The sequence below is a fragment of the Chryseobacterium sp. X308 genome (assembly GCF_020733145.1).
GTDB classification, from domain to species: domain Bacteria; phylum Bacteroidota; class Bacteroidia; order Flavobacteriales; family Weeksellaceae; genus Chryseobacterium; species Chryseobacterium cupriresistens.
Genome location: NZ_JAJFZH010000013.1, coordinates 43,155 through 59,136 on the forward strand (window position 1 = coordinate 43,155; position 15,982 = coordinate 59,136).

General features: G+C 36.8%; 17 protein-coding genes. 6 read left to right on the forward strand and 11 right to left on the reverse strand.

What is annotated here, in order from left to right:
- Nucleotides 1-226: 226 nt before the first annotated feature.
- From LIV57_RS14570 to LIV57_RS14580, 3 genes are all read left to right on the forward strand, one after another.
- The gene (locus tag LIV57_RS14570; RefSeq protein ID WP_227943194.1) at nt 227-1,129 is read left to right on the forward strand and encodes a helix-turn-helix domain-containing protein; all 903 of its coding nucleotides are present in this window, start codon (nt 227-229) and stop codon (nt 1,127-1,129) included.
- Between the two features lie 132 nt (nt 1,130-1,261).
- Nucleotides 1,262-2,602: a carboxylesterase family protein gene (locus LIV57_RS14575; protein WP_227943197.1), complete on the forward strand. Its 1,341-nt coding sequence runs from the start codon at nt 1,262-1,264 to the stop codon at nt 2,600-2,602.
- Nucleotides 2,603-2,840: 238 nt separating this feature from the next.
- Nucleotides 2,841-3,008 (forward strand): hypothetical protein, encoded by a 168-nt coding sequence (locus LIV57_RS14580; protein ID WP_171006304.1) that lies wholly within the window; start codon nt 2,841-2,843, stop codon nt 3,006-3,008.
- 59 nt (nt 3,009-3,067) lie between these two features.
- Here LIV57_RS14580 and LIV57_RS14585 read toward each other — a convergent pair whose 3' ends face one another.
- The 6 genes from LIV57_RS14585 to lpxK form a co-directional block, all read right to left on the reverse strand.
- Nucleotides 3,068-4,540, reverse strand: coding sequence for an alpha-amylase (locus tag LIV57_RS14585; protein WP_227943199.1), 1,473 nt, complete (start codon nt 4,538-4,540; stop codon nt 3,068-3,070).
- Between the two features lie 44 nt (nt 4,541-4,584).
- Nucleotides 4,585-5,682: a DNA polymerase IV gene (gene dinB / locus LIV57_RS14590; protein WP_227943201.1), complete on the reverse strand. Its 1,098-nt coding sequence runs from the start codon at nt 5,680-5,682 to the stop codon at nt 4,585-4,587.
- Nucleotides 5,683-6,099: 417 nt separating this feature from the next.
- Nucleotides 6,100-6,555 (reverse strand): GNAT family N-acetyltransferase, encoded by a 456-nt coding sequence (locus LIV57_RS14595; protein ID WP_227943203.1) that lies wholly within the window; start codon nt 6,553-6,555, stop codon nt 6,100-6,102.
- Between the two features lie 82 nt (nt 6,556-6,637).
- Nucleotides 6,638-7,153, reverse strand: a complete 516-nt coding sequence (locus tag LIV57_RS14600; RefSeq protein ID WP_227943204.1) for a TlpA family protein disulfide reductase — start codon at nt 7,151-7,153, stop codon at nt 6,638-6,640.
- A 207-nt stretch (nt 7,154-7,360) separates the two neighbouring features.
- Nucleotides 7,361-8,176 (reverse strand): purine-nucleoside phosphorylase, encoded by an 816-nt coding sequence (locus tag LIV57_RS14605; RefSeq protein WP_227943205.1) that lies wholly within the window; start codon nt 8,174-8,176, stop codon nt 7,361-7,363.
- Nucleotides 8,160-9,185: a tetraacyldisaccharide 4'-kinase gene (gene lpxK / locus LIV57_RS14610; protein WP_110008196.1), complete on the reverse strand. Its 1,026-nt coding sequence runs from the start codon at nt 9,183-9,185 to the stop codon at nt 8,160-8,162. The genes LIV57_RS14605 and lpxK overlap by 17 nt, the downstream gene beginning before the upstream one ends.
- 108 nt (nt 9,186-9,293) lie before the next feature.
- Here lpxK and truA point away from each other — a divergent pair, with 108 nt between their 5' ends.
- The 3 genes from truA to LIV57_RS14625 all read left to right on the forward strand — a co-directional run bounded on the left by truA (nt 9,294) and on the right by LIV57_RS14625 (nt 12,350).
- Complete coding sequence (truA, locus tag LIV57_RS14615; protein ID WP_227943207.1) at nt 9,294-10,025, forward strand: tRNA pseudouridine(38-40) synthase TruA; 732 nt, start codon at nt 9,294-9,296, stop codon at nt 10,023-10,025.
- Between the two features lie 28 nt (nt 10,026-10,053).
- Nucleotides 10,054-10,395, forward strand: coding sequence for a hypothetical protein (locus tag LIV57_RS14620; protein ID WP_227943208.1), 342 nt, complete (start codon nt 10,054-10,056; stop codon nt 10,393-10,395).
- A 212-nt stretch (nt 10,396-10,607) separates the two neighbouring features.
- Nucleotides 10,608-12,350 (forward strand): ABC transporter ATP-binding protein, encoded by a 1,743-nt coding sequence (locus LIV57_RS14625; RefSeq protein WP_227943210.1) that lies wholly within the window; start codon nt 10,608-10,610, stop codon nt 12,348-12,350.
- A 93-nt stretch (nt 12,351-12,443) separates the two neighbouring features.
- On the opposite strand, the gene LIV57_RS14630 is transcribed toward LIV57_RS14625, so the two are convergent.
- The 5 genes from LIV57_RS14630 to LIV57_RS14650 all read right to left on the reverse strand — a co-directional run bounded on the left by LIV57_RS14630 (nt 12,444) and on the right by LIV57_RS14650 (nt 15,836).
- Nucleotides 12,444-13,058, reverse strand: coding sequence for a class I SAM-dependent methyltransferase (locus tag LIV57_RS14630; RefSeq protein WP_227943212.1), 615 nt, complete (start codon nt 13,056-13,058; stop codon nt 12,444-12,446).
- A complete protein-coding gene (locus tag LIV57_RS14635) occupies nt 13,055-13,648 on the reverse strand; it encodes a hypothetical protein (RefSeq protein ID WP_227943215.1) in 594 nt (197 codons plus the stop codon). The genes LIV57_RS14630 and LIV57_RS14635 overlap by 4 nt, the downstream gene beginning before the upstream one ends.
- A complete protein-coding gene (locus LIV57_RS14640; protein ID WP_110008187.1) occupies nt 13,638-14,108 on the reverse strand; it encodes an RNA polymerase sigma factor in 471 nt (156 codons plus the stop codon). The genes LIV57_RS14635 and LIV57_RS14640 overlap by 11 nt, the downstream gene beginning before the upstream one ends.
- Nucleotides 14,108-14,959: an alpha/beta fold hydrolase gene (locus LIV57_RS14645; protein ID WP_227943216.1), complete on the reverse strand. Its 852-nt coding sequence runs from the start codon at nt 14,957-14,959 to the stop codon at nt 14,108-14,110. The genes LIV57_RS14640 and LIV57_RS14645 overlap by 1 nt, the downstream gene beginning before the upstream one ends.
- A 202-nt stretch (nt 14,960-15,161) precedes the next feature.
- Complete coding sequence (locus LIV57_RS14650; protein WP_227943218.1) at nt 15,162-15,836, reverse strand: DUF4919 domain-containing protein; 675 nt, start codon at nt 15,834-15,836, stop codon at nt 15,162-15,164.
- Nucleotides 15,837-15,982 lie beyond the last annotated feature (146 nt).

Here is a 15,982-nt window from a genome sequence, read left to right on the forward strand (position 1 = left end):
TTTAATATTCAATATGAACTTATACTGTTCCTTAAGAGAACTAATCCGGAAAAGCTTTTCCTTTTTTGAGGAATATTCGTATTAAAAGTTTCTATAACGGTACAAAAGTCGAAACTTTCCTGTAAACAAAACTTATACAGATTACCGAATTACTTACCAATTTTACAGGCACTATTTCAGTTACAAATGAAAGTGGTAATTTTGAATAGTAATAAAAATATACTTCATGGAAAATCAGGAGGTTGAAATCTACAACAGTGTTTCGGAATACAATAAAATGGCCAATCATGAAACCCTGCATCCGCTGGTGAGTATTATTGATTTTTCCAAATCCGATCCTATCTGCCAGCACCAAAGAAAATTCGGGTTTTATACCGTTTTTCTGAAAGATGTAATGTGCGGAGATATGCAGTATGGGAAACACAGCTATGATTATCAGGAAGGAACTTTAGTTTTTATTGCTCCCGGACAGACATATGGAATTTATAATAATGACAGGTTTATCCAGCCTGCAGGTTTTGCCCTTATCTTTCATCCGGATTTAATTAAAGGAACCAACTTAGGGAAGAATATGAAAGACTATTCCTTCTTCTCTTATGATGTGCATGAAGCGCTTCATCTTTCAGAAAAAGAAAGAGAAGTGGTGCTGGATTGCTTTAAAAATATTAAACTGGAGCTGGAACAGGCTATTGATAAGCATAGTAAATCTTTAATTGTTAATAATATTGAACTCTTTCTGAACTACTGCATGCGTTTTTACGACCGGCAATTCATTACAAGAGATCATATCAATCAGGGTGTCATAGGTAAATTTGAAAATCTGGTGGACGATTATTTAAAATCTGAAAATCCCAAAAATATAGGTTTTCCAATGGTCAATTATTTTGCAGAAAAACTGAATCTGTCTGCCAATTATTTTGGAGATCTGATCAAAAAAGAACTGGGAATTTCCGCACAGGAATTTATCCACAATAAGTTAATTGATATTGCCAAAGAACAGATTCTGGATCAGGCAAAAACAATCAGTGAAATTTCTTATGATTTAGGATTTAAATATCCACAGCATTTTACAAGGCTGTTCAAAACCAAAGTAGGAATTTCACCCAGCGAATATAAAACCCTGAACTAGTTTTTCAACACGAATAACACTAATTTTTTTCACAAATAACACAATAATGGTTTGTGAATATTTGTGTACTCATTTGTGAAATTTGTGTTTAAATAATTAAATTTAAAGAGAAAAGTTTTCACATTTGTAAAGATGACACCCAATCAGCAGAATACCACTATTTTCGAGACTCGTTTCGGAAAAATTTTAGCCTTAAAAGAAAATGGAATTATCAGAGCCAGAAGTATCCGTTATGCACATTCTGAAAGATTTAAAAAACCAGTCGCCGTAGGAGCCTCATTATCTTCAATTATTATTTCTCCGGAAAAAACTCCGGTCTGCCCGCAGGCTTTAAGTCCGCTTGTGGAAAAAATGATCGGAGCGACACCTGTTGAAAGTTTTGAAGCAGATGAATCTACCCAGTATCTTTCCATAACCCGGCCGCAAATTATATCTGAAAATGAAAAACTCCCTGTTGTTGTCTGGATCCATGGAGGCTCCCATGAAATAGGTTGTGGAGATCTGGCTACAGCCGATCCAGCCGAATGGGTAAAAGAACAGCATCTGATTGTAGTTACCGTTTCATATCGTTTAGGATTGTTCGGTTTTTTAGGGGGAGATGAAAAAAGACCTGCCAATTTAGGACTGTTGGATATCATCGAAGCACTAAAGTGGATTAAAAACAATATAGCTGATCTGGGAGGCGATGAAAATAATATTACCCTACTCGGACAGTCTTCAGGAGGCGATGCTATTGCTCATTTAATGATTTCGGAAGGTGTGGAAGGCTTATTCCAGCGTGTGATTATTCAAAGTGCTCCCCTGGGATTACGTCATAAAAGACAGAAAATGTCGGCGGAATTTCTGAAAAAAACAGAAATATTGAAAGATGAAACCGATGTTTTAAAAATGATGGATGAATATAAAGTATTGGTACCCTCTGTAATAAAATATGGTTTGAAAGCAGCGATGCCTTTTGGCACTCAATACGGATATTTTCCTTTGTGCGCGGAAGAGGAATCGGTAGAAATGTGGAAAAAAAATGCTCAGAAATATGATGTTCTGATTGGCTTAAATAATGATGAAACTGCTTTTTATCTTAAAACTTCAGAGGCTTTAAATAAATATTTCGGAAAAGGGTTGGGTTTAAAACTCATGGATAAAACAGTTGAAAAAACGACTGCGCTTATCTACGGAAATCCGGCAAGACAGTTTGCGGAAAATCTGGCAAATGCAGGTGGAAATGTTTACCTGTTTAGAATTCATTCAAAGCTAAAAGATAATCATATCGGGGCACCGCACTGTATTGACCTTCCTTTAATTTTTGGTAACGAAGCAGCCTGGAAATCTTCCGAACTGCTGAAAGATATTCCCTGGAGCCGTATTTATGAGAATGGGGTAAAATTACGGGCACTTTGGGCAGAATTTGCCAGAACCGGAAAAATTGCTGATACCTCAGAAAGACCGGAAATCCTGGAACTTCAAAAGATGTAACCATACATCAACTTACCAGGACCTCTCAACTTAACCGATATTCAATTGAAGACGTAAATTCCCCTCCTCCGGAGGGGTGGCGAAAATTCAAAGAATTTTTGACGGGGTGGTTATCGTGTTTTCAATGTTTGTTTTTTTTATGAATTATGTTTTAAATTAAGTAGTTAGTGTTGAATGTTTATTCATAATTATAATTTTTAATGTATATTTATTATCTAAACCATAAAAAATAATAATTATGAAAACGAACAGAGACTTCAAAGTAAGAAAATTGAACCGTCAGGAATTAAAGAGTTTAAAAGCCGGAGATATCAACAGAGACAGAGTATGCTGTACTTCCAACGAAGAAGGGTATTGTTGTGAATGGGCTATAGATGTTTGGAATTGCAGATATATTTACTGCTAAATCTTAAAGACCCTTGTCAAGGTTCTCAACCTTGACAAGGGTTTCTGGTTAAATTAATTTCACTCAGGAATCCAAACACTCACATTTCCTGCGGGAACAGGGAAATTTCCCCATCCGTTTTCATCAATAATTACTTTTTCTTCGAATCTTTTCAGCAGGTCTTTAAACTTCTTTCCGGCATAAAGTTTTCCTACTTCCATAGGCTTATTGTAAGCATCTTTATTACTTAAAACGACTGCACATCCACTATGTTTTTCATCTCCTGTACGAACCCAGCCGAGACAGTTGGCATCCTCAAAATAATCATGCTGATCACCATATGCATGATCTTTTCTTGCTTTTAATAATTCTTCAATACCATCTACTTTCGGCATGAATATCTCCTGGTCATGACCACCCGAGTCTTTATCGATATAATGGGCACCATACAAATCAGGATAAAATACACATGGATAGCCATCTTTTCTTAATAATATCAAAGCATAGGCAAGAGGCTTGAACCACGAATCTACCGGAGCCTCAAGATCCTGCAGCGGCTGGGTATCATGATTGGCTACCAGGCTTACAGAATGCATCGGATCTGCCTGGGTAAGAGTTTCATCAAAAATTTTACGCAGGTCATAGGAGCCGCCTTCCTTTGAAGCATTATGAAAATTATTCTGCAGAGAGCTGTCAAAAAGACTCATGCAGCCTTCCGTCACTTCAATATACTTTTGAAGCAAATGAAGATATCCGGGAGCCCAATATTCACCTACAGCAAAAATGTTTTTCCCGGAATTGGAGCGGAGCAGAGTGAGCCATTCTTTGTAGAAATCAAATGAAATGTGCTTTAAAGCATCCAGCCTCACGCCGTCAAAATCTGTCTGGTCAAAATACCACTTTGCCCAATTGTTGAGTTCTTCCCGTACAAAAGGATTCCGGTGCTCAATGTCATTATACATCAGGTAATCATAATTTCCTTTTTCATCATCAATCATTTCCTCCCAGTCATTTCCATATTCGGATTGGATTTTAAAGATATGAGAGTCCATACCCTCGGCATAATCCACACCGCTGAAGCAGGTGAAGTTCCATTCAAAGTCAGAATATTTTTTTCCTCTTCCGGGAAAGGTAAATTTCGTATAAGATTCTATTTCGATGACATCGGAAATCACTTTTTCCCTGTTTTCCTCATCTACTTTTACGACTTTAAATTTTTCCAGCTCATCACCTCCGGCTTTATGTCCCAGAACAATATCTACAATGACTTGTATATTTTGTTTCTTTAAGGCTTTGATAGCTTTTATATAATCGTTTTTAGTGCCGTATTTGGTAGGAATAGTTCCCTTCTGGTCAAATTCTCCGAGATCATACAGATCATAGGCATCATAACCAATCGAGTAGCCGCCGTTTGTTCCTTTATAGGCTGGAGGGAACCATACAGAAGTAATTCCAAGTTTTGCCAGATATTTTGCCTGTTTTTCGGCTTCTTTCCACAACTTTCCGTCTCCTTCAGAATACCAGTGAAAAAACTGAATCATGGTTGGGTTCATAAATTTGCTGATTTGATTGATACAAGATAGCAAAAAAATATGACCTATTCATTTTCAAATTCCTCAAACGGGATTTTTAGTTGAACAGAAACCTGTTTCTTTTCTTCCGTATTCAGGTGGGAAAGAGACAATCCGAGCAGCCGGACAGCTTTATCAAAAGGGCGAAGCTCCCAGAGTTTTTTTCCGGTGTTGTAGTATTGTTCCGGTGACGAGAAATAATCTTCTTTCGTAATACTTCTTGTAAAAAGAGAGAAATCTTTATATTTTATTTTTAATGTTAAAGTTCTTCCGAGAATATTATTTTTCTGTAGTCTCTGATGAATTTCTTCAGCCAGGCTCTCCAGCTTTTCATTGATTTGCTGCTCGTCAAGAAGATCCTCAAAAAAAGTTCTTTCTACGGCTACACTTTTCTGAATCCGGTGAGGTTTCACTTCGGATGTATGAATTCCGCGAACCACATTATAATAATGCTGGCCGGATTTTCCAAAAAGCCTTATCAGATCTTCAAGTGATCTCTTTTTTAAATCTTTTCCTTTATAAATTCCTAAACTAAACATTTTGTTAGCCGTAACCTTTCCAACCCCATAAAATTTTTCTACGGGCAATTCTTCCAGGAATTGTTCCATTTTATCAGGATGAATGGTTTTCTGGCCATTAGGTTTATTGATGTCAGAAGCAACTTTAGCCAGAAACTTATTCACTGAAATTCCTGCAGAAGCTGTTAATCCGGTCTGTTCAAAAATTTTCTGGCGGATTTCTTTGGCGATGAGGTTGGCAGATTCCATTCCTTTTTTATTTTCGGTGACATCCAGATAGGCTTCATCCAAAGACAGTGGCTCTACCAGATCGGTATACTCGTAAAAAATTTCCCGGATCTTTTTCGAGATTTCTTTATATCGGGCAAAGCGGGGAGGAACAAAAATAAGCTGAGGGCATTTTTCTTTGGCTGTTTTACTGGGCATGGCAGAACGGACACCATATTTTCTGGCTTCATAGCTTGCGGCAGCGACAACGCCACGATGCTGTCCTCCTACTGCTATTGGCTTGCCTTTTAAGGTAGGATTATCATGCTGTTCTACAGAAGCATAGAATGCATCCATATCCACATGAATAATTTTACGAAGAGGCAAAGAAAAATCCATATACAAAGATATGGATTCCTTTATTGACGGTAAATTTTTTATATGATGGAAGTTTGAAGCGGGAGGCTGGAAGTTAATGAGGACGATATAGAAATTGATGACCTGTTTATTGAAAATTAATTAAAAAAAATCACAGGCTATTCTTAGTGCATAAACTACTTCCAGCTTCAATCTTCCAGCTTCCTGCATTTTACTCCTTCAGTCTCATGGTGAGAAGATGAGGTTCAAAACCTGCCTTTTCATAAATTTATTGACAGTAAATTTTTTATATGATGGAAGTGTGAAGCGGGAGGCTGGAAGTTAATGAGGACGATATAGAAATTGATGACCTGTTTATTGAAAATTAATTAAAAAAAATCACAGGCTATTCTTAGCGCATAAACTACTTCCAGCTTCAATCTTCCAGCTTCCTGCATTTTACTCCTTCAGTCTCATGGTAAGAAGATGAGGTTCAAAACCTGCCTTTTCATACGCTTTTATGGCAGATTCATTCTGAGCATATACGTCCAGTCTTACCTCGCTTATTCCCCTTGATTTTGACCAGGAAACGAGTTCATCGGTAATCACTTTATTGATTCCTTTTCCTCTGTGCTCAGGTTTTACGTACATAAAGCCCAGATAAGCATATTCTTTAAACTGATAATAATCTTTCTCTGCTTTTTTGATCAGGGCATATCCTGAAGCAATAATTTCATTATCCTCTTCAGCAACAATTACGGTTGCTTGCGGAGATTGTATTAAATGTTTTAAATCATAATAATGAATCTCTCCTTCAATCAATGTACTGTTGAAAGGTCTTTCGGCAGTAACAACTCCCTGTTCAAATTTTAAAAGGATTTCTAAATCCTGTTCTGTGGCTTCTCTTGTAATCATGGTGTTATATAAATAAAATTTTAAAACTCATTGAAAATTAAAATTTCCAATGAGTTTTTTATGTTGTTAAAGTTAATGATAACTATTGTAAAAGTTTGTCGATCGTTTGCTGAAGTTCAGGATCTTCAGGAGATATTGCATAGTATTTTGCAATGGAAGATTTCTGATCAATCACCATATATCTTGGGATCCAGTTAAGATCTACATAATTATTGAAATCATTTTTCCAGCCTGTGGAAAACCAATAATTTTCTTTGTTTTTCATATCAAATCTTTCCATACTTTTTTCAAACCCTTCTTTTGAACGGTCTAATGACAGAAATACAAAATCAATATTCTTATTATGTTCTTCTAATTCCTTCGCTTTTGGCAGCGCATTTAAGCAGTCTCTGCACCATCCTGCCCAAAAATCAATGACCAAAACTTTCCCTTTATGCTGATCCAGAATCTGTTGTATGGTAACGGTTTTCCCTTCTTCATCTTCCAGCTTCTGCTGTAAAGCTTCTTTTGAAAATCCTGTTTTAAGGACAGCAGGTACTTTTTGTGAATAACTTATTCCAAAAATACCCATCATAAAAATTAATATCAGCTTTTTCATTTCGTACAATTTCATAGGTACAAATCTAAACAATGAATTGGAATCTGAAACTGATTTCTGGTGAATTAGGAAAAATTTATAATATTGATGGATTCTATGGGATGGGAGAGTGGGAGTGTGAAAACCACCCCGTCAAAATTCTTTGAATTTTTGCCACTCCTCCGGAGGATGGGAATGTTACATCTTCAGTTGTAGTATTAGGTTATTTTACTGATAGTTTTTAATCAGGCCTTTGACAACGGCAATTACATTGGGCATTGCTTTATTGGCAGCATTCAAAACTTCTTCGTGGGAAACGGCAAAAGCGACATCCGGTCCGCCAAGGTCTGTAATCACGGAAATACAGAAAACATCCATTCCCATATGTCTGGCAACTATAACTTCGGGAACGGTGCTCATTCCTACCATATCGCCACCAATGGCTTTGATCATTCCATATTCGGCCGGGGTTTCAAAAGTTGGTCCTTGTAGTGCTACATAAACTCCCTGATGAATTTTAATATGATGATCGGCAGCTGCCTGTTCCGCTGTGGCAATCATTTTTTTGTTGTAAGGTTCGCTCATATCTACAAAACGAGGTCCGAGCTCATCGATATTTTTTCCCCGTAAAGGATGTTCGGGCATCATGTTGATATGATCTTTCAGGATGACAATATCTGCAACGCTGTAAGCCGGGTTTACACCGCCACAGGCATTGGAAAGAATAAGATTTTGAATACCCAGCAGATTGAAAACTCTCACCGGGAATGTTACGGTTTCCATCGAATGTCCTTCATAATAATGGAAACGTCCGCTCATCATCAGTACTTTTTTCCCTTCCAGAAGTCCATAAATCAGTTTTCCGGTATGTCCGGCCACTGTAGTTTGTGGAAAATGCGGAATGTCTTTGTACTCTAAAACATGGATCTGTTCTACTTCATTTTGTAATTTCCCCAGTCCGGATCCTAAAACCACTGCAAAATCAGGGGTTCCCTGAATGATATTTTTAATGAAATCTGCAGTTTCTTTAATTTTTTCTAACATAATCTAAGATGATTTGATTGAATTCTTCTTTCTTATCAATCAGTACATTGATAGGCCAGTAGTAAACAATTTCTCTAAGATAGTCAAAAGTTTTCAGACGCACATAGTCTTTCTCTGTGGTTAATATCAGTTTATATTCTCCTAATTTTTTATACTCGGCAAGGATTTTTTTAATATCATCATCCGTGAAATTATGATGATCTCTGAATTTTAAATGTTTTACCCTTTTTGAGAATTTTGCCAGATGTTCCAGAAGCGGTTTAGGATTCGCAATTCCGGTGATCAGCAAAATATCATAATAATTCAGGTTGTTATCCGGAAGCATTTTATCTTTTCCGTATACATTTTCGTCATAACCGATGGATGAAAAGAATACTTTCTGTCCGTAAGAAGGCCGTATTCTTGAAATATAATACCTTTTTGTTTCCTCTGTCAGTTCGTCAGGACATTTGCTGACCATAATAATGTCGGCCCTTTTATATCCGGCTCTTGATTCTCTCAGATCCCCAGCAGGAAGAAGATAATCCTTGAAAAAAGGATCACTGAAATCGGTCATCAGAATATTGAATCCGGCCTTGATGGCTCTGTGCTGCATTGCATCATCAAGTACAAGAACTTCAAGGTCCATATCATCGATCACCTTTTTGGCACCGGGAACACGTTCTTCGGAAACGGCAATGACAAAACGGTTTTTAAAACGTTCAAAAAGCTGCATCGCTTCATCACCCACCATTTTGTAGTTGCTGTCGTAATTGGTTACTTCATAGCCTTTTGTAAGCCTTCCGTAACCCCGTGAAAGCACTCCGGTTCTGTAATGTTTGGACAGGAACTGAGCAAGATACATCACCATTGGTGACTTTCCGCTTCCGCCCACAGAAAGATTCCCGACATTGATTATCGGTGTTTTGAATTTCGTCGACTTAAAAACTCCCAGATCATACATTGTGTTCCGGATACCCGTTACCAAATGATAACCAAGGGAAAAAGGATAAAGGTACCATCTTTTCATACGATTGCAAAAATAGGAATTTTCATAAGCATTGATGTAATATTCTCGAAGACTTTTCAACAAATATTTCGTTAAATTAAAGTATTTTTGTGGAGTTATTACAATACATTGAGATACTTTATTGAATTTTCTTACAACGGAAAGAATTATTTCGGCTACCAGATACAGCCGGATGCTATTTCTGTACAGGAAGAACTGGAAAAAGCGCTGTCTACCATTTTGCGCGAAGAGATAAAAACTACAGGAGCAGGAAGAACGGATACAGGCGTTCATGCCAAAAAAATATTTGCCCATTTTGACACGGAAAAAGAGTTGGATGATCAGCTTACAAGAAGGCTGAACAGTTTTCTTCCGCCCGATATTTCCATTAAAAGGATTTTTCCGGTAAAAGATGATTTTCACGCCCGTTTTGATGCGACGTACAGAACCTACGAATATTATATCTCCCTGGAAAAAAATCCCTTCACACAGGAATCTGCATGGCAGCACTGGAAAAGATCACTGGATATTAATGCCATGAATGAAGCCTGTAAAATTCTTTTTGAATATGAAGATTTCACCAGTTTTGCCAAATTAAAAACCGACAACAAAACCAATATCTGTAAAATCTACAAAGCAGAATGGGAACAGAACGGAACTGAACTTAAATTTACAGTTTCTGCGAATCGCTTTTTAAGAAATATGGTTCGCGCGATTGTCGGAACGATGGTAGAAATAGGAACCGGAAAACTGAAACCTGAAGATCTCCGTAAAGTGATTGAAGACAAAAACCGTAACGCTGCAGGAACTTCGGCACCGGGACACGGGTTGTATCTTGTAGATGTGGGATATGAATTTTAAATAAAAACTTAAAAACAAAATAATAATCATGTTATCAATTTTTATTCTTATCGGCGCTTACCGGTATTATGCACAATTAGCAGAAAGGTTTGGAAAAACAAAGTGGCAGTATGGTGTTCTGGCTATCGGTATTTATCTGGGAACTCAGCTTTTGTTAGGCTTCTGTTATGGTATATATATGGGATTAACAGATCCTGAATCCGCAGAAAATGTCAATTATACAGGATTTTCAGCAGTGAATATCGTAGGTTGGCTCATCTCTATTGTTGCGGTTTGGGGAGTTTATAAATTCCTTGAAAATAAATTTATCAAAGAAAGACCGGCAAAGACCATCGAAATTGAAGAGATAGGGAAGGCTATTGATCAGTAAGTGTCATATCATTTCTATTTCAGCAGTCAGAAACCAAGAAACAAAGCAGAATATGTAGCGGATTGAATACAAAGGAATACTTAATCTATTCATATTGTAAATGGTAAGTATCTGACATTTTCTATGACGATTTGCAAAAGTTGTAAAGGCAGTCCGGTTATAATGTCTTATTTTTGCATAGAATATTTTAATTCTTTCTTTCGATTCGTACAATGAAAAAACAAGATACCTGGGGAATTATAAAGAGGCTGTTCTTTATCGGAATGAAATTTCGTTCTTGGTTCATCCTTACCCTTATCATTTCCATATTCCTTTCCATCGTTTCCACTTACAGGCCTTATCTCACTATGCAGGTGGTGGATAATGATATTACAAAGCTTCATGATAAGGCTTTGATGATGAAACATATCTATATCCTTGTGGGATTGGTGTTTGCTGAAACGGTTTTAAACTTTTTCCTGGTTTATTTTTCAAATTTTATCTCACAGAATGTCATCAGGGATATCAGAGAGCGTTTGTATGCTAAACTGATTTATTTCAAGACTTCATTTTTTGATAAAACCCCGATCGGGCAGCTGGTGACCCGTGCCGTAGGTGATGTGGAAACCATTGCGACGGTATATACAGATGGTTTCCTGATGGTATTTGGAGATATCCTGAGAATTCTGTTTGTATTGGTGATGATGTTCAGTACTAATGTTCACTTGAGTTATATTACCCTGGCAATATTGCCTTTAATGGTGGTTATTACAAGATTCTTCCAGAAAAGGCTGAAAAAAGCTTTCGGGGATGAGAGAAACTGGACAGCCAATCAAAACTCTTTTGTTCAGGAAAGACTGGCAGGAATGTCTATTATTCAGGTATTCAACAGACAGGAATCTGAGTTTAAGAAATTTGATGATATCAATATTACCCTGAAAGGAGCATTGCTGAGAACCGTATTTATTTTCTCACTGTTTTTCCCTGTGGTGGAACTTATTTCTTCATTATTCATAGGATTTATTCTTTTCTATGGAGGTTATATTACCATCAGTGCGGGAGTCGTGATTGCATTTATCCAGTATATTTCAATGCTGATCCGTCCTTTGAGACAGATTGCAGACCGCTTTAATAATATCCAGCGAGGAATTGTAGGAGCAGAAAGAGTACTGGGATTAATGGATGAGGAAAATTCGATGCCGAATAACGGAACCGTGAAGAAAGATCACTTTGCAGGAAAAATTGAATTCCGGAAAGTACACTTTGCATATGATGAAAAGCAGGAAGTACTGAAAGGAATTGACTTTAAAGTAAATCCGGGAGAAACCGTAGCGATTGTAGGAGCAACAGGTGCCGGAAAGTCTACTATCATTAGTCTGATTACAAGATTATATGATATCAACTCCGGAAATATCCTCATTGATGATGTGGATTTAAAGGATTATGAATTGTACAATCTGAGAAGTCATATCGGAGTTGTTCTGCAGGATGTATTCCTTTTCCATGGAAGTATTTTTGAAAACCTTGCCTTCGGGGATGATAGTATCACACTGGATAAAATAAAAGCAGGTGCCAGAGAAATTGAAGTAGATCAGTTTATTGAACAGCTTCCCGGTGGATATGATTATGTAGTGAGCGAAAGAGGCTCTTCAATCTCTTTAGGTCAGAGACAGTTGCTGTCTTTCCTGAGAGCTTATTTATCGGATCCGAAAATTTTAATTCTGGATGAAGCTACCTCTTCCATTGATCATGAAAGTGAAAAGCTGATTCAGAGAGCTACAGAGAAAATTACAAAAAACAGAACCTCCATTATTATTGCCCACAGACTTTCCACCATTGAGAAAGCAGACAAGATCATTGTGATGGAGCATGGTAAAATCGTAGAAGAAGGGAAGCACCTTGAACTTCTGGATAAGAACGGATATTATGCCACGCTTTATAAAGCTCAGCTTCGACATGAAGTGGAACAGGAATAAGAAAAAGAAGCATAAAGTACAGAAAAACTATTTCAAAGTTTAAATAAGCAAAAGAGAGTCATTACCAACTCTCTTTTTTTATTAATCAATTGTTTACTGCTTTTTAAAACTGCAGAATACAAAATTCTGAACTGTATCAAAGGGAGTGATATGATCTTCAGTAATACATTTTATTTTTTCAAAGCTTTCTTTAAATTTTTCGGATAATGATTCTTCATCATACTGCTGAATATCCAATCCACTGCATTTCGTAGGACCGTTTTTAGAAAAAGTTCCGAGGATCATAAAGTTATTCACATTCTTTTCTGCAATACCGATATATTTTGAAACCTGTTCCGGGGTGGTCAGAAAATGAAAGGCTGCTCTGTCATGCCAGATATCATAGGTTTCCATATGTTCTAAAGCCATAATGTCGCTAGTGATCCATTTTACTTTGTCTGCTGCTGCTCCAAGTCGTTTCTGTGCCTTTTCCAAAGCTTTGGCAGAAATATCAAGAACTGTAATATTTTTATAACCTTCCTCCAAAAGAAAATCAACAAGGTTGCTGTCTCCACCACCGATGTCTATGATGCTGGCCTCTTTTCCCAATCCGGAAGAATGTATAAAATCAAGGGAAGTCTGAGGTTTTTTCTGGGTCCAGCTTACCTGATCCGGATTTTTGGTTTCATATACGTTTTCCCAGTGATTTTTGTTGTCAGAAGATATCATGATTCTTTTAATTGATTATTGATCTCTTCAAATTTATTAATTAATTCGTCAAGTTTGCCTTGCTGTTTCTTTATTGTTCGCGGTCTCAGATAAAACCAGTTGAAAGCAATCCAGACAGATGTTAAAGCATAGGCGAGAATACCTGAGCTAAGGGTCATTCTTGAAGTATATTCGTACATATACAGGCATATTCCCAGAAAGAGCATGACAAAATATAAGTTAAGTATGGTGGTCTGCATGAATTTCTGCTTACTCTTTACTGCATATAAACTCTGGAGATACTCGTTGTTCGACTGAGTCTGATCAATCTTGTAAAATACCATAAACATTTTGTTGTAGGCAAGAAGAAAAATAACCATTCCCAGCACGACAAGTACAATCCCTATTTTTGTAGTGATCATTTCAGGCTGGTAACGGTACCAGATAAAAAGAATCAATAAGGAGGTAGCGATTAATCCAATATTAGCAAAGATCAGTCTGCGCAGGTTCTGGTTTCTGAATTTTTTCAGCTTACCGAGAAGCGCATCCAGATCAGGTTTACCGGAAGACTGCTGCTTCCATATATTTTTAAAATCTATATTAGAATCCATTTTCTTTAAACTTTTGCGTTAATTTTTCTTTTATTCTGTGAATCTTTACCCTTATATTGGATTCAGAAAGTCCTACGATATGGGCTATCTCAGCCTGTTTCACCTCTTCCAGTTCCAATGAAATAATAATTCTGTCCGTTTCAGGCAGTTCCGAAATAAACTGGTAGAGCATCTGGATCTGAGGTTCTATAGATTCCTGTTTTTTCTCTTCCAGATTGATGGGCAGATCGGTTTTGCTGAATTTCTTTTCCTTTTCAATCTGCCGGAGGCAGTTATTGGATGCTATTCTGAAAATCCATGTCCCTATACTGGATTCATTCCTGAATTTCGGAAGCTGCTGCCAGACGATGATAAAGGTTTCCTGGGCAAGATCCTGAGCAAGTTCGGCATCATTCACATATCCCATACATAAACGGAATATCCTTTGCCAGTAGAGTTCATATATCTCTTCAAAAACCATTATTTCGCAGATAAAAAGTGAGTAAGCTGATTAAAATACCAATCCTTATCATCGTACATGATAAAATGCAAACCTTTTGAAGCATACTGCATATTGGCATTTTTTAAATTTTTGTACTGGTTTTCAATCGTTGGCTTTAGAGTGACAAAATAAGATTCCAGAAGAATAAGAGAAGGACATTGGATGTTTTTTATTTTCTCTCTGAGATCGGTATTGTAAAAATCACAGTACATTTTAGCAAATGTTTTTCGGTCCGATTTCATACTCCAGTTGATTACCGTTTCCTGCATAGAAGTATCAGCCAGAAGACGTGGCATAGCCTGTGCCTGCATTTTCCGGAACTGCTCATCGTTCATCGCTGTCAATTGAGCAATCGCAGGCGAACAGTCATTATTTTCTTTCGATGTAAAACTGGGATCAGATAGTGCTGCCAGGCAGGGAAGCGTGTCTACGATGATAATTTTACCTGCAAGCTCTGGATAATCTGCCGCTATGGCCAGAGCAAGACCGCCTCCCATACTGTGCCCGATAAGAATGGGTTTCTCAATTTTATTGTCTTTGATATAAGCGGCAATTCCTCTTTCCCAGTCTTTAAAACTGGCATCTGTCTGAGGTTTTGTTCCGGCAAAGCCAGCCATTGTTAAAGTATAGCAGGTGAAATCTTTTTCAAACTTTACGGTGGTATCATTCCAGACGTCACCTGAAGAGGCAAATCCAGGAATGAAAATTAATGCCTGATTTCCTTTTCCTGTTTTCTTTACTTCAAACGGATAGACTTTTTGCTGACCGAATATATTGCATACTGCTAAAAAAAATAACATGACGATTAAAAGGAATGTAAATTTTTTCATGATTTCTAAAGTTTTAAAGTTTATTTGCCTTTTAGAGACGAACCTTTAAAAAATGTTACACACTATTTAATTTTTTTTGAAAAAAAATATTTCTCCTCCTTCTCAACCCTTTTGTTCAGGGCAAAATCATATGAATTTATTTTAGCTATTTTTTGTTAAATGTTTCAATAATATTAAATTGATAAGTATTTATTCGGAATGATTAATCCAATATTTTTCCATAGAACCTGCTGATGTCAAAATAAAACCCGGGAACTTTATATTGGTCCTTTTCAAACTCCTGATAATCGCATTTTCCCTTCAGACTTTGAGATTTGGTTTCCATTTGAAATCTGTTTAAAAGGACATATTCATCTGTTACAGAAATCACATGAAAACCTGTTTCACATGTGAGGCCATCGCCGGAAGTAAGAATGGCATTTAATAATCCGTGAAAATTTCCTGCAATTTTTTCGGCGGTAGCATCATCTTTATTTAAATGATACAAGTAAGCGAGATAATTCATAGCCCGCAAATCCAGTGGATTTTCCTCCAATGCACCCAGGAACAACTTGATTCCCTTTGAAAGATCTTTTTGTGAAATACCTTCGCCACGGTAATATTTGGCTACTTCCTCAGCTTTCTTTCCTATTTTATAAGGTTGATATTCTTTTTGAAATGTATATCCGAAATAAAGATGACGGTACTGATTGCTGGTAAGGAGCGTATCGTTCTGCTTTAATCTTTTTAAAAGCTTTGGATAATAGAATTCTGAATTTTTATCCTCAATATTTTTTTGAATAGCAGCATAATCCGGTGCTTTGAATTCCATTTTCTGAGCATGCAGAAAAGTCAGCAGTGTTAGAAAGAATAAAGTGAAAAATGCTTTGATACTCATGGTTTGTATAAGGTTGTTACAATTTTCTGTGAGGTTAAAAATACGAAATATGTACCAATTGGATAATATAGATCTACTATTTATAAAAAAAATAATAAAATATTATCAAAGTGTTACTTTGTGTTGATAAATTTACTAACTTTATT

Excerpts from the sequence above, each read along its gene's own strand:
- LIV57_RS14605 (WP_227943205.1), bottom strand. The coding sequence starts at position 8,176 with ATGTTAGAAAAAATTAAAGAAACTGCAGATTTCATTAAAAATATCATT.
- LIV57_RS14630 (WP_227943212.1), bottom strand. The coding sequence starts at position 13,058 with ATGATATCTTCTGACAACAAAAATCACTGGGAAAACGTATATGAAACC.
- lpxK (WP_110008196.1), bottom strand. The coding sequence starts at position 9,185 with ATGAAAAGATGGTACCTTTATCCTTTTTCCCTTGGTTATCATTTGGTA.
- LIV57_RS14620 (WP_227943208.1), top strand. The coding sequence starts at position 10,054 with ATGTTATCAATTTTTATTCTTATCGGCGCTTACCGGTATTATGCACAA.
- LIV57_RS14650 (WP_227943218.1), bottom strand. The coding sequence starts at position 15,836 with ATGAGTATCAAAGCATTTTTCACTTTATTCTTTCTAACACTGCTGACT.
- LIV57_RS14600 (WP_227943204.1), bottom strand. The coding sequence starts at position 7,153 with ATGAAAAAGCTGATATTAATTTTTATGATGGGTATTTTTGGAATAAGT.
- LIV57_RS14645 (WP_227943216.1), bottom strand. The coding sequence starts at position 14,959 with ATGAAAAAATTTACATTCCTTTTAATCGTCATGTTATTTTTTTTAGCA.
- LIV57_RS14635 (WP_227943215.1), bottom strand. The coding sequence starts at position 13,648 with ATGGATTCTAATATAGATTTTAAAAATATATGGAAGCAGCAGTCTTCC.
- LIV57_RS14575 (WP_227943197.1), top strand. The coding sequence starts at position 1,262 with ATGACACCCAATCAGCAGAATACCACTATTTTCGAGACTCGTTTCGGA.
- LIV57_RS14595 (WP_227943203.1), bottom strand. The coding sequence starts at position 6,555 with ATGATTACAAGAGAAGCCACAGAACAGGATTTAGAAATCCTTTTAAAA.
- LIV57_RS14640 (WP_110008187.1), bottom strand. The coding sequence starts at position 14,108 with ATGGTTTTTGAAGAGATATATGAACTCTACTGGCAAAGGATATTCCGT.
- LIV57_RS14580 (WP_171006304.1), top strand. The coding sequence starts at position 2,841 with ATGAAAACGAACAGAGACTTCAAAGTAAGAAAATTGAACCGTCAGGAA.
- LIV57_RS14585 (WP_227943199.1), bottom strand. The coding sequence starts at position 4,540 with ATGAACCCAACCATGATTCAGTTTTTTCACTGGTATTCTGAAGGAGAC.
- LIV57_RS14570 (WP_227943194.1), top strand. The coding sequence starts at position 227 with ATGGAAAATCAGGAGGTTGAAATCTACAACAGTGTTTCGGAATACAAT.
- LIV57_RS14625 (WP_227943210.1), top strand. The coding sequence starts at position 10,608 with ATGAAAAAACAAGATACCTGGGGAATTATAAAGAGGCTGTTCTTTATC.
- dinB (WP_227943201.1), bottom strand. The coding sequence starts at position 5,682 with ATGGATTTTTCTTTGCCTCTTCGTAAAATTATTCATGTGGATATGGAT.